The 13,814-nt window shown below is 37.3% G+C and carries 11 protein-coding genes; 7 read left to right on the top strand and 4 right to left on the bottom strand.

What is annotated here, in order from left to right:
• Positions 1–4: 4 nt before the first annotated feature.
• Complete coding sequence (locus CRO54_RS03695; protein WP_138765742.1) at positions 5–2,680, bottom strand: response regulator; 2,676 nt, start codon at positions 2,678–2,680, stop codon at positions 5–7.
• A 389-nt stretch (positions 2,681–3,069) separates the two neighbouring features.
• On the opposite strand from CRO54_RS03695, the gene CRO54_RS03690 reads away from it, so the two are divergent.
• Positions 3,070–6,780, top strand: coding sequence for an ATP-binding protein (locus CRO54_RS03690; RefSeq protein ID WP_097128833.1), 3,711 nt, complete (start codon positions 3,070–3,072; stop codon positions 6,778–6,780).
• Positions 6,781–6,840: 60 nt separating this feature from the next.
• Here CRO54_RS03690 and CRO54_RS03685 read toward each other — a convergent pair whose 3' ends face one another.
• Entirely contained in the window at positions 6,841–7,092 is a 252-nt protein-coding gene (locus CRO54_RS03685) for a hypothetical protein (protein WP_097128831.1), read from the bottom strand.
• Positions 7,093–7,246: 154 nt separating this feature from the next.
• Between CRO54_RS03685 and CRO54_RS03680 the strand changes: the two genes are divergently transcribed.
• On the top strand, positions 7,247–7,471 hold the full coding sequence (locus tag CRO54_RS03680) for a SemiSWEET family sugar transporter (RefSeq protein WP_218840070.1): 225 nt from the start codon (positions 7,247–7,249) through the stop codon (positions 7,469–7,471).
• A gap of 62 nt (positions 7,472–7,533) precedes the next feature.
• On the opposite strand, the gene CRO54_RS03675 is transcribed toward CRO54_RS03680, so the two are convergent.
• Positions 7,534–7,719: a hypothetical protein gene (locus CRO54_RS03675; protein WP_097128829.1), complete on the bottom strand. Its 186-nt coding sequence runs from the start codon at positions 7,717–7,719 to the stop codon at positions 7,534–7,536.
• A gap of 268 nt (positions 7,720–7,987) precedes the next feature.
• On the opposite strand from CRO54_RS03675, the gene CRO54_RS03670 reads away from it, so the two are divergent.
• The 5 genes from CRO54_RS03670 to CRO54_RS03650 all read left to right on the top strand — a co-directional run bounded on the left by CRO54_RS03670 (position 7,988) and on the right by CRO54_RS03650 (position 11,511).
• A complete protein-coding gene (locus CRO54_RS03670) occupies positions 7,988–9,472 on the top strand; it encodes an alpha-amylase (protein ID WP_097128827.1) in 1,485 nt (494 codons plus the stop codon).
• An 85-nt stretch (positions 9,473–9,557) separates the two neighbouring features.
• Positions 9,558–10,217, top strand: coding sequence for a competence protein CoiA family protein (locus CRO54_RS03665; protein WP_240775011.1), 660 nt, complete (start codon positions 9,558–9,560; stop codon positions 10,215–10,217).
• A 109-nt stretch (positions 10,218–10,326) separates the two neighbouring features.
• A complete protein-coding gene (locus CRO54_RS03660; RefSeq protein WP_097128825.1) occupies positions 10,327–10,824 on the top strand; it encodes a DUF892 family protein in 498 nt (165 codons plus the stop codon).
• Between the two features lie 28 nt (positions 10,825–10,852).
• On the top strand, positions 10,853–11,071 hold the full coding sequence (locus CRO54_RS21100; protein ID WP_097128823.1) for a hypothetical protein: 219 nt from the start codon (positions 10,853–10,855) through the stop codon (positions 11,069–11,071).
• A gap of 155 nt (positions 11,072–11,226) precedes the next feature.
• A complete protein-coding gene (locus tag CRO54_RS03650) occupies positions 11,227–11,511 on the top strand; it encodes a hypothetical protein (protein WP_138765741.1) in 285 nt (94 codons plus the stop codon).
• A 515-nt stretch (positions 11,512–12,026) separates the two neighbouring features.
• On the opposite strand, the gene CRO54_RS03645 is transcribed toward CRO54_RS03650, so the two are convergent.
• Positions 12,027–13,364 carry an OmpA family protein gene (locus CRO54_RS03645; protein WP_097128818.1) on the bottom strand — a complete coding sequence of 446 codons (1,338 nt, stop codon included), beginning with the start codon at positions 13,362–13,364 and terminating at the stop codon, positions 12,027–12,029.
• Positions 13,365–13,814: the final 450 nt, after the last annotated feature.

Below are 13,814 nucleotides of genomic sequence, written 5' to 3'. Positions count from 1 at the left end.
AGAATTAGACAGTTTTCATTGTAATGTTCTTCAAAACATCTATTAAAAGAGGTATTTGTAAAGGCTTAGAAAGATAATCGTCCATTCCTGCAGAAATACATTTTTCCCTATCCTCGGCCATCGCATTGGCAGTCATAGCTACAATAGCAGGCTGGTAAGCAGCAGATGTTCTGATGACTGTTGTTGCTTCCAAACCATCCATTTCTGGCATTTGTACATCCATAAGAATGAGGTCGAACCTAGTGGTTTCCATCAGAGAAATCACTTCAACGCCATTTTGTGCGATTTGTGGTCTGTAACCCAATTTCACCAAAATCTTCACAATCAGTTTTTGGTTAATGAGATTATCTTCTGCAATAAGTATCTCCATTGGATAAGATATAGAGAAATTCTCATCCATGAGCGCATTTTTAGCGGGTTCAATCTGTAATACTTCTTCAACTTGCTGTAAACTCATCTGTATTGCCCTACAAAGCTGCTCTTGTTTAACGGGTTTGGTAAGCACAGCAGAAAAAAGATGCGGAAATTTGCTTCTAGATTCGTCGCCAACGGAGCTTAACAAAACAATAGGAAGTATGGCGTTTTTCTGTTTTGCCAAGGTAGAAAAGCCCACTCCATCCATTTCAGGCATTTGCATATCGGTTATTATCAAGTCAAAGCCTTTTTCATCTAAAAGTGTTAAAGCTTCCATTCCAGAAGAAGCCATTATTGGCACCAGTTGCCAGTTTTCCAATTGCAACTGCAATATCCTGCGGTTAGTTTGATGATCATCAACTACCAAAACATGCTTGCCTTCCTGCCCAGTCATCATACATCGGGCATGGTGTCGAAGCTGCTGATGTCCAGACATTGCATTTATCGTAAAAAAGAAAGATGTTCCCTCACCGAGCTTACTTTCTACCCAAATGTTCCCTCCCATTAAGGCTACCAACCTAGCACTTATAGCAAGTCCAAGTCCGGTGCCACCATATTTACGTGTAGTAGAAGAATCTACTTGGCTAAATGCGCCGAACAAGCCTTTTAATTGATGCGCAGCAATGCCTATGCCTGTATCTCGCACTTCAAATAGTAGCTCCATAGGTTTACCAAGCTCAAAATTATGGAGTTTCACATCCAAGAAAACCTCGCCCCTATGCGTAAATTTAAGTGCATTACCTAAAAGGTTGATTAATATTTGCTTTAACCGAAGGCTGTCTGCCAACAATTGCGGTGGAATTTCACTTGCCAATTGATACACCAAATCGATACCATTAAGGGCAGCCTTACCAGCAAACAAATCCATCACCTCTTCCACGTTGTGCCTCAAATCAAATTCGTGAGGGTCTAGTTCCATTTTTCCCGATTCAATTTTAGAAAAATCAAGGATATCATTGATCACGTTAAGCAAAGTTTCTCCACTACTACGAATCGTCTCTACATACTCGGCCTGTTCAGTGTTCAGAACGGTTTCGTGCAAAAGTGCCGCCATACCCAACACACCATTCAAGGGAGTTCTTATTTCATGGCTCATGGTAGCTAAAAAAACACTCTTCGCCTGATTGGCTCGTTCTGCTTCCTCCCTTAAAGTTAGTTCTTCTGCCTGTTTTAATCTCAATTCTTCAGATTGGGCAATCAGCTCTTCCGACTGTACCTGCAGTTCTTCGTTAAGTTCCTGAAGTTTAATCGACTGAATTTCCAGCTCTTCGCCACGTTGCTGTAAGCGATAAATATAATTTCTGATGGTTTCCTTTAATAGTGAAAAATCCCTGAAAAGATATTCAAGCTCTATACTTCTTGGAATAAAATTACGTTCGGTATCAGGTTCTCGTACCTCCTTAAAATCGGAATAAATAAAATCAGATAAGCGTTTGTTTAGTACCTTGATATCTCTGGTAAGATATTTTGAAAGCATCCAACTTAAAAATACAACTACAATAATTGAAACTACCGATAGCAAAATAATAAGTGTATTGAAACGTGCTTTAAGCCTTTCGATTTCCCCTTTGGCCAAATTATCGGTATGCGTGTATAAAACACCAAAATCTTTCATTTTTGCCAAAGTTTCGGGCATCAAACCTTTCTCTCTTTGCACACCTAGTTCTTCTGAATAGCCCACCAACTGAATAAAACATTTACCATACTCGGTTAGGATATAGAACACATCGGTATTTTTGGGTAAATTGGCCAAGGTGCGCTGCAATTGAACCGAAAATGATTGTACCAATTCCGGGTGTCCGCGTAGCATGTAGTCCTTTTCATGCCTCCGAAGTTGTAGCAAATCAATCTTTGGAACTGCGTTTGAACTTTCTACCTTGTGCGCAAAATCTCGCATCCTGCCTTCCAATCCCTTATCTTGGAAGCCTCTTTTTAGATAAAGTGACTTCAACTCTTTTCCTAAGTAAACAGTCTCCCGATTGGCCAAATACAAGCTGTCTAATAGTTTTGACATTCCAAGTCCTATGCCATCAGCTTCATTCTCAATTCTCTTGATGCCTACACTTATCCTCAACTGAATATTTAGAAAGCTATCTATATCTTTTTGGCTACCAGTATCATAAAAACTGGGTTCATGAAAACCCTTTATCATAAATTGCTGTAGATAGCTAGCACTTTCCAAATAGCTCACCTGTATTTGGGATAGTTTTTGAGAAAATGTCTTGATTCGGCGTTGCTCAGCATCCATAATAAAATAGATAGCCACCCAGCCCAAAATAACCAAAATGAAGGAGAAAAAGCTTAACAAAAGTCTAGCCCGAAAGGACTTTAGTAGATGAGTAAAATGCACTGCCAAAAGTAACTAGCCAATACTAAGACAGTGTTAAATCTAGGTAAACTGAATTACCAAAAACTTGCAGTTGAACTAACGGAATACTGGATTTTCAGCAAAAAAAATCAAAGCTGAATAAAAGCGCTGTTTGACTACACGCTAATTTAAGGCATAACATTCTGATGCTGAGAATAAGTTAATCTTAATGAAAACAAAAAAACCGAAACATCTTGATATAGGGATTTTCTTTAAAAGAATTGGGACTTCAACGAGTTTAGGCTCATCCAAAAATTAGATTTATATTTACCTTCTTAGAAGAAAAAATGGAAATATTAGCTACAGAATCTACCGAGCAATTCCTTTCAGGTGGCGGAGAAATGGGAAAACTTATTCGTTCTATGGACTGGTCTACCACGCCTTTGGGACCTGTAGAATCATGGCCACAAAGCTTAAGAACTTCGGTAAGTTTGTGTCTATCCTCTACCTTCCCTATTCTAATCGCCTGGGGTCCAGAGACTATTCAGATTTATAACGATAGCTACCGTCCTATTTGTGGAGCAATGCACCCACAATCTATGGGTATGAACTTTCGTGTTTGTTGGGAATCTGCTTTAGAAGTAGTTGGTGACAAATTTACCCGCGGGCAGCAAGGTGAAGGCACCTATATCCACGATCAACAAATGTTTTTACAACGTTACGGATATCTTGAAGAAGCATTTATGACATTCTCCTTCGCTCCAATCAGAGATGAAAGTGGTGGTGTGGGTGGTATTTTCCATCCTATTACAGAAACTACAGATAAAATGTTGAGTGCCAGAAGAACTCAAGTGCTTCGTGATTTAGGTGCAGCCATAGGAAAAGCTAAAAGCTTAGAAGAAGTAGCAACAGAAACGGAAAGCAAACATCCAGAGTTTCTCTATGACCTTCCATTTGTATTAATCTATCAATATGACGCTACCAGTGGTCAAGCCAAACTTATTAGTAGTGCAGGAACAGCGCAAGCACCACAGCTAAACGTAGCGGAAATCGATATCAATCAACCTAACGATAATTATTGGCCTTTCCATCAATTATTAGATAGCAAAAACCCAATAGTGGTTACGCAACTTACCGAACGTTTTGGAGATTTTACTTGCGAACCTTATCCAGAAACACCTCATACAGCAGTGTTATTGCCCTTACATATCTCAGGACAAGAAACACCATTTGGTTTCTTAGTGGCAGGTGTTAGCTCCAGAAGAGCACTAGACCAAGCCTATTTGGGTTTTTACGATTTGCTGGGCAATACCTACAATACCGCAGTTTCTAACATTTACGCTTATGAACAGGAACAGAAACGTTCAGAAGCTTTAGCAGCAATTGACCGTTCCAAAACCGCATTTTTTAGTAACGTTAGCCATGAGTTTCGTACCCCTTTAACGCTCATGTTAGGGCCGTTAGAAGATTTGCAAAATCAAAATGGTCTTACTGAAGAAATGATGGGGTCGGTAGATTCGGCACACCGTAATGCCATACGTTTACTTAAATTGGTAAACAATTTATTAGATTATAGCCGCGTAGAAGCAGGTCGTATCCAAGCCAGCTACCAACCATTAGACCTTACAGAATTAACTGCTGATTTGGCTAGTAGTTTCCGTTCGATTATAGAAAAAGCGGAGATGGAATTGATTGTAAGCTGCGATCCCATATCAGCAAAAGTATACGTAGACCGCCAGATGTGGGAAAAGATTGTACTTAACCTTCTATCTAATGCCTTTAAATATACGCTCAAGGGTAAAATAAGTGTGAAACTTCTTCAGCAGGAAAATCACATTGTGCTACAAGTAGCAGATACAGGCGTTGGTATTCCTGAAAAGGAGCTTCCACATATGTTCGAACGTTTTCACCGTGTACAACATTCCGCTGGTCGTACTCACGAAGGAACTGGTATAGGTCTTTCTCTTGTTCATGAACTAGTGCAGCTTCATGGTGGAGAAATTAGGGTAGATAGTGTGAAAGATGTCGGTAGTACTTTCACTGTAGAGATTCCAGTAGGAAAAATACACTTACCTAAAGAACAGGTGCTAGAAACTACAGATATTGCCAGTTCTGCTGATCTTAGAGGCGCTTTTCTTAATGAAGCAGAAAGTTTACTAAACAGTTCTGCACCTCAGAACATCAACGAAAAAGAGCATGCTCTAACAGAAGAAGAACAATTAGCAAACCAAGATATTAAACTCTTAGTTGTTGATGACAACAGTGACATGAGAGAATATCTGGTAAGATTATTAGCACCGCATTTCTCGGTATTTACAGCCATAAATGGTAAAGAAGCACTTGAAAAAGTAAATGAGCTAAGACCCAACTTGGTAATCAGCGATGTGATGATGCCAGTGATGGACGGAAAGCAGTTTTTGCAAGAACTTCGCTCCAAAGATGATATTTTTCGCACTCCAGTTATTTTGTTATCAGCACGTGCTGGAGAAGAATCTAAAATTGATGGTCTGGAAGCTGGAGCCGACGATTACTTGGTTAAACCTTTTTCAGCGGCAGAGCTTTTAACTAAAATTAGAGCACAAATTAAAATAGCCAACGCTAGAAGTAAAACAGAAAATCACCTAAGAAATTTATTTATTGAAGCCCCTGTAGCTATTGCTATTTATCGTGGTCCTGAACATATTATTGAACTAGCAAACCAAAAAATGCTAGAATATTGGGGACGAAATGAAGACCAAATTGCCAACAAAGGTATATTCAAGGCATTGCCAGAGCTAGAACAACAAGGTTTTAGAGAATTGATGGACCGAGTTTATCAAACTGGAGAACGTTTCGTATCTGGAGAACTTCCTGTACAATTTTTACGTCGCGGTGGCTTGGAAACAATTTATATTAACTTAACCTTAGAACCACTTAGGGAAGAAGAAAGAGTGACTGGCTTAATGGCTGTAGCAGCAGATGTTACACCGCAAGTTAATGCACATAAAGAACTAGAAAAAGCAACTGGAACCTTACGGTTGGCTGTTGACGCTGCAGGAATGGGCATTTGGCGTTCTACCGTACCAAATGGAGATATGCAAATTTCGGAGAATGCCAAGAGGATACACGGTATTCCAAAAGACCAAGAAATGACTTTCGACCAAGCTGCAGAGATGATTGTTAAGCAGCATCGTACTCGAGTATTGGATGCTATAACACTTGCAATTAATACCAAAGGCTCCTTTAATGAGGACTATCAGATACAACTTTGGGGCAGTCATCAGCTTAAATGGCTCAATACCAGCGGAAAGGTAGAACTAGATGCAAATGGCGAGGTAATTGGAACCATAGGTACTGTGCTAGACATCTCGGAACAGAAAGAAGACGAGCAACGCAAGAACGATTTTATTGGTATGGTAAGCCACGAGCTTAAAACTCCGTTAACATCCATGAATGGCTATGCCCAGCTGATGAAAATAAAAGCCAAAAGAAATTCGGATGCGTTTATTGAAGATACCTCAGGTAAAATTTTGAACCAAGTGAACAAAATGACCGCATTAATTAACGGCTTCCTTAATGTTTCCAGATTAGATTCAGGAAAAATACATTTGCAACAAAGTAGTTTTGAAGCTAATGAGTTAATTAAAGAGATGATTGCCGATATTAGACCTTATGGACAACAAAGCCACGAGCTTTATTTCGAAGCACAGGGCGAAATCATCATCACTGGTGATAGAGATAAAATCGGCACCGTTATTACCAACTTATTGAGCAATGCAATTAAGTACTCGCCAGCTGGCACTGCAATTAAGGTAAATTGCGAGCAACGTGAAGAAGGAATATTTCTGAGTGTAAAAGACCAAGGAGAAGGTATCAAATCAGATGACTTGGAAAGATTATTCGAAAGATATTTTAGGATTGATAACGTTGAAAACAAGCATATTTCTGGTTTCGGAATTGGTCTTTATCTTTCCGCAGAAATCATCAAACGTCACGGTGGAAAAATATGGGCAGAAAGCGAAATAGGTGTTGGTTCTACCTTTTATATTAGCTTACCGCAAGAAGTAATGGTAATATAAATAAGAATTAATTGCCCCCCTTATAAAATTAAAACTAAGGGGGTTCTTATAATTTCAGGTTTATTTTCTATCAATAGGATTCTCTCCTACTTGCTCATCATCACGATTATCAGCGGCATCGCCTCCATACTGTTCATCTACACCTTCACTTTGGCTAGTGTGAGCATGAGTAGAGATAATTTCTTTACTGGTATCCTCTTCTTGAGGTTTTTCTTTAACTCCTTCGTCACGAGTGTAATCAATTTGCTTAGTATTTGGCAAATCCTTATTGAACCCTTCCCTATCTAATGGTTTGTTTTCTTGATTATCCATAAAACTTAATTTTATTTTACTAATAACTAAACAGCTCAAAAAGTTTCGAATAATTATATTGATTACATAAATTTCGTTTCAAACATTTCCTATAAGTAATCGGTTAATCCGTTAGAGTTAACCCAGGCTACATTAAAGAAAACTAATTATGGAAATGAAAATCATTATTGGTATTGCTGCCGGAACACTCACAGCAATATCTGCTGTACCTCAAATCTTCAAAGTACTTAAAACTAAAAAGGTAGACCATGTATCTCCGTTTATGTTCGTCATACTAGCGTTTGGCAATGCTACTTGGATATGGTACGGCACCATACTTCAAGACTTGTCTATCATTATCTCAAATGCATTTTTTTCATCATGGACATCGCTATGCTAGTATTGAAAATAACCTACAATGGTCGTAAACAATTAGGCGAAAAAATATTGGATTTTAATAGCCTAAAGCAATCCATAAAGACCATCTTTTGGATATAAGAAAAATGGTTGGGTAGTGTCGTTAATTAATTTCACTTTCTCAGAGATGATATGCTCTGAAATTTCAGAATTAGAAAGTTTTGGTAAAGTAGCTACTGGAGCATCTTGTTGTAATCTGGACATTTCTCTGTCCGCTGAATTTGTTGACATCTGCTAAAAATTAAATTGGATTTTCGGAGACGATAAACGGTTTAATGACATCAAACTATTAGTCTTCCGCCCATAGAACATTCCCAAGTAAACTTTGTTTGCACAAAACAATAATTTATTTTACAGACGTAATTCTCTTTCAATTTTTCACTAAAACTTTCTTGTTTACTTTTTGTTAGTTCCGTCGAAATGCGCTTACAATTACATTTAAAATACTTCTAGCTTTTATAGCATGAGCTAAAAATCGGAAACGCTAAAAAATATACCTATGGAAAATTTTACGATGCTGCAATACTTTGAATGGTATTATCCAGCAGATGGAAGTTTATGGAAAAAACTAACAGCTGATGCACAAACTTTAAAAGACAAAGGTTTCGATACACTTTGGCTGCCACCAGCTCACAAAGGTATGGCGGGAAGTGAATCTATCGGATATGACTCTTACGACCTTTATGACTTGGGAGAATTTGACCAAAAAGGTAGCATACGCACTAAATACGGAACAAAAGTAGAGCTAATTGAAGCAGTTAAAAGTGCGCAAAAAGCGGGGTTGAAAGTTTATATGGATATTGTATTGAACCATTTAGGTGGCGGTGACGAGGCCGAGACCGTAACGGTACGTAAGGTAGACCCACAAAACAGAAATGAATTTATTTCCGAACCGTTCGAAATTGATGCCTTTACCAAATTCACCTATCCAGCGAGAGCCGGAAAATATTCGCAATTTAAGTGGGACTTCCAGTGTTTTAGTGGTGTAGATTATGACCATCGTACTGGCGAAACAGCACTCTACAGTATACAAAATCAATATGGAGATGGTTGGGAAGATGTACTGGACAAGGAAAATGGCAACTACGATTATTTAATGCTATCAGATATTGATTTCCGTAACCCAGCCGTGAGAGAAGAGCTAAAAAATTGGGGGAAGTGGTTTCATGAAACCTTGGGTTTTGATGGATTTCGTTTGGATGCCATTAAACATATGCCTGCAAACTTTTACAATGAGTGGTTAGATTTCCTTCGAAACAATTTAAAAAAGGAGCTTTTTACCGTGGGCGAATATTGGGCACCTAACGATTTAAATTCACTTTTGGCTTATGCAGAAGTTACTGGCGACAGAATGTCGTTATTTGATGCTTGCCTGCAGGCAAATTTTTCTCAAGCTTCTCAATCTGGTAACAACTACAACTTGGCAGGCATATTTGACGATACTCTGGTAAGCACTAGGCCAGAATTGGCAGTTACCTTTGTTGAAAATCATGATACCCAGCCTTTACAATCTTTGGAACAAGTTGTAGAACCTTGGTTTAGGGCACATGCTTACGCAATGATTCTTTTGAGAGAAGCTGGTTACCCTTGTGTATTTTATGCAGATGTTTACGGCTCGGAATATACAGACAAGGGTCAAGATGGGCAAGACCATCAAGTTACTATTGGTAATTTGCCGCAATTAGAAATCATGCTCCAACTCCGCAAACACCAAGCTTATGGTTTTCAAATAGATTATCTAGATCATCCAAATTGCATAGGCTGGACAAGGTCTGGAAGCACTGATAGAGAAAATTCTGGATTAGCGGTTATTCTTTCTAACGGAGAACAAGGATATAAGAGAATGGAAATGGGAACTGAATTTGTTGGCAGAAAAATGATTGATGCTTTAGGCCATGTTCAACATGAAATCTTTATAGAAGAAGATGGATGGGCAGAATTTGTATGCGAAGCTGGATCGGTTTCTGTATGGATTTTTGGATAATTAGCAAAGCCTAAATCATCAGATTATCCTATTAGGACATAGAAATATTCTACTCCTTAAAAGAATATATCACTAACTTTGCGGTATGAGTAAGAAAGGAGCAGCTGAGAAAAAAATGGAGGAAGTACCTTCAAAAAATCTTGCTGCATACCTTTCGGAAAGCCCTTGGCATCGCAATTGGAAATTGGTATTTCCTATACAATGTCGGGAAAGAAGCTTTTATAGTGAAAATGAAAACTGCTTTCATCGGGCAGATGTACACACCTTCTGCGGTACTACAATAGAATTTCAACATTCTCCAATCTCATTGGCAGAATTACAAAGTAGAGAAGCATTTTACCCTAACTTGGTATGGGTAGTAGATGGAAAAAAGTTCAAAGGTTTTAAAATTCTTAAGCATTTACCGGATGTAGACGACCCTAGATTGAATGCTTACGAATTTTCACATACTCAAAATCTTACCCTCTATCGAAGTTGCGAATTGGATATGCCCAAGCCTAAGCTATTAACACTTTCGCATCCAGAGTTATTTGGCTTAAAACTTACCACAAACTATTTTTCTTTTGTATGGAAGCATCCGCATCGGGTATGGTACGAAGCTAAGTGTCCGATGATCTTCGATTTTGGAGGTTATTTCCTCTATCAACTCAAGCAAAGAGAGCAAGCCTCAGGAGCATATGCTTATTTAGAGATGATTTCAAGAAAAGATTTCATTAACAGTTTTCGTACAATAGGAAACCTATAACGCACTTTATTTTTCGCCGTCTACAATCAGGTATTTATCCCCTTTACATTAGGTATTTTACCCACAACCATCATATGAGTATTTTGGTTGTGATAGATGGAAAGCAAATATGAAAACATTAGAACCATCTTTTGATAATGTACTGCAGCAAATTCTTCATGAATTAGAAATGCTGGAAAAATTAAGCAAAAAGAATTATCTGCGAATTCGTGAGCTAGCGCATGCACCTGAATTGGCGAAAGCGATGCATAGCGACCAAACTGGTGTCTTAGACCATATCAATCGATTAAAACTAATCGGCATAGAATTGAAAATAAAAAGTGAAAAATCTACGGCATCATCTGCTGAAAATATTTCGATGGGAAGCAATAAGAAAAAAGGTGCCGAAAGAGATTTATGGATGATTTCTAAAGTACAACAGCTCATTCATCGAAAAATTGCCCTTTACAAAATAGCTCATTGCATTTCTTTAAACCAAGTGTTAGTTCACGCTCCTATTCTATTAGAACAAACTACTAGAGAAAATGAAGCAACCTCTACTTGGTTAGATAGGATCATTCAACGAATTCTTAGTGGCGAAATTATCATACCTGAATCAAAAATATAAATAGTATAAAAATCAAATAGTAGAAAAAATGGAAAACAAAAAGAAATATATAGAAGAAGAAGACATTAATAATCCTGAACAATTTCAAGCTAGAAGATCAAACAAATCTGAAAATGAAGAAGATGACAGTAAGTATACCCAACAGGAAAACGAATTCGCCGATGGTAAGGGCAGCAACTTAGCTGAGGCTTTTAAAATCGAAAATAGCAATGAAAGTAAACAAGACAATCAAGATGAAGACGAGTAATTTTGGAGATTACCAAGAGGTATCTCTTGCACACAATAAAAATGTGTTATACTTTAAAACTATTTACCTAGGGACTTGTTAAGCAATGGAAATTATCCTAAAACATGTACTCAATTTCTAATATTTTTTCTAAAAATTCAAATATATCTACGAAAATGAAAACCTTCGATCATCAGAAAGCGATGGAAGCTGCTGGTTACCTTATTGAAATTTTAGATGACGCCTTAGGTTACACACCTGGGCAATTGCTACAACAAGAGCATCAGCTGATATTAGAAGTATCACATTTAAATACTAAATTTTCGATAGCTATCGATTTCAGAAAAGAGCTGCAGCTCAATTCAACTTTTAAAACTGGCATTGTACAAACTGAATGCAAAAAGATTAGAGATTTTGTTGAAGATTTAGAATGTTATCTCAAAGTAGCACACGCTTGGTAAAGCACGTTGTAAATCTTTTTACAAGCTACTATCCAATCAGAAATTAATAGCTACTCATAAGCTATTTGCAAAATCATTTAATACTAAAGTTTCAATTAAGTAAGGATAATAACTGAATCTTACTTCCATAATTGTGCTCAGCATAAAATAAGCTTTCTGAACTTGCTTTGCCATTTCCTCTACCAAAATTGATTCAATTTTTTCCTATATAAAAATTACAGGCACTTATCTTCCTAACATTAACAGCTTTAAAATTGAGTTTAAAAGACGTCTATGAATTAGACTCTTTTCAAGTTAGTTTTCAATAGATTATACGATAAAGATATAGGGATATACCACAGAACAATACAATCTAAAAAATAGACACAGCGATAAATATGAAATAAAAGGAAGGAAAAACCTCTTGATTTCAATAAGCTAATCTTATTAACGAATAGATAAACGTTTTTTTAACGCACAAAGGCCACCGATTTCTCGATGGCCTTCTCACTAATTTTGCTTAACAGAAGCTTAAATTAGAATAAAGAAAACTCTACACGACGATTTTGTTGACGACCTGCAGCAGTTTTGTTAGTTGCAATTGGTTGATCTGGACCGTAACCTGTTGCTTCGATTCTAGATGCATTTGCACCTTGAGATACCAAATAAGCTTTTACAGATTCTGCTCTCTCTTTAGATAAACGTAAGTTTAATTCTCTTGAACCAGTAATATCTGTGTGTCCTGCTAATTTTAAACTGAAGTTCTTTTCAACTAATAAAGCTGCAACAGTATTTAAGGTAGCATAAGATTTAGATCTGATGGTTGCTTTACCCAAGTCGAATTCCAAGTTTTTGATAGCTTCATCCACTACTTTACGGTCAGCCTCAGTTACCACAACTTTTGTTTCTTTTACAATTTCTCTTTGTACTTTGATTGGACATCCAGAACCATCTACAACTGTATTGGCAGCAGTTCCCGGACATTTATCAAACTTGTTAGCTACACCATCATTGTCATCATCGCCCATGTCTTTAGCATATTGATCTCTGTCTCTTTGTGCATTTTGTTCAGCAGTAGATAACGCTCTTCTCAAAGCTTCACTTTCTTCTTTAGATTGGATACGTAATGCAGCTAATGAACTGTAGTTTTGCAGTTGAGGTTTTGCCTTACTTCCCAAAGCAAATTCTAAACCAGCGTGTGCATAGGTAAACTTGTCATTGGTAGCTCCATTTACACCATCAAATGTAGATGATTTCACGAAATTAACATCATAACCTAAGTCTAAGTTAATTCCTTTGGTTAAACCAAGTTTAAATCCTATACCTGTTGGAATGTACCATCTTTCATCATAGCTTTGATAAGCGCTCGCCGAACCTGCGTAGGTAGTTGCGTTAGAAGACATGTAACCAGCACCAGCTTTTACGTAAGGTGTTAAAATACCATTCTCGCTGTTGATGTTGATATTGGCGATGTTGTAAACCGCAGTTACAGCACCTGCCCATTCCATTCTGGTTGCAAAGCCAGAACCGTTTAAATAAGTTGCATTACCAGAAGCATCTAGGCCGTTACGTGCTCTCAAACCTTCAACCTTACCAGCTAAAAATTCAGCCTGGATACCTAAAGATGGTAAGATTTGTTTTTTCACATAACCACCGTAACCAAGATTTTCTTTTGCAGTTTCGAAATCTCTAAACTTTCCATCAAACATTGTTCTTGGACTAGTTACACCAGCATGTACACCTATTGACCAAGTACGAAATTGTTGAGTAGAAAAACGTGATCCATCTGTAGAAGGCGTTTCTTGCGCCATCACTGAACCTGAAACGCCTACCAAGGCTATTAGAAGTGCAGATTTTGTAAATTTAATATTCATATCTTTATATTTTCATAGAATTGGAAATTCCCAATCGACAGACATTGAAGAAAAACAATGCCAAATCCACTTTAGATAAAATAAATATTCAGAATATCAAGTATTTAACACACTTTAACTAAAATTTCAGTGACTTGTGCCAGTCCTAAAACCGTCCTTGAAAATATACACTTAGTGTTTTTGGTAGTCAAAAAAGGAGTAAAAATTTTATTAAAAAAGAGTTGTTATTATGGATTTGGTTAGTAAGATTTCTGAATGAATACAACATATTGCACATTTGATATTAGTTCTTTAATTAATTCTTGGGATTCACCCTAAATTTATTATTAAACACTCTATTGAAATAAAAAGCAGTTGTAAATACAGTTCTATGATCGCAATTAAGTTCTGTAAGATTTTTCGTCACTAAGCTCCACTTGCAAATCATCATCTATACAATAATTACAAACT

This window comes from Pedobacter xixiisoli, assembly GCF_900215335.1.
GTDB classification, from domain to species: Bacteria; Bacteroidota; Bacteroidia; order Sphingobacteriales; family Sphingobacteriaceae; genus Pedobacter; species Pedobacter xixiisoli.
This window is presented reverse-complemented; position numbering and strand designations above follow the sequence as displayed.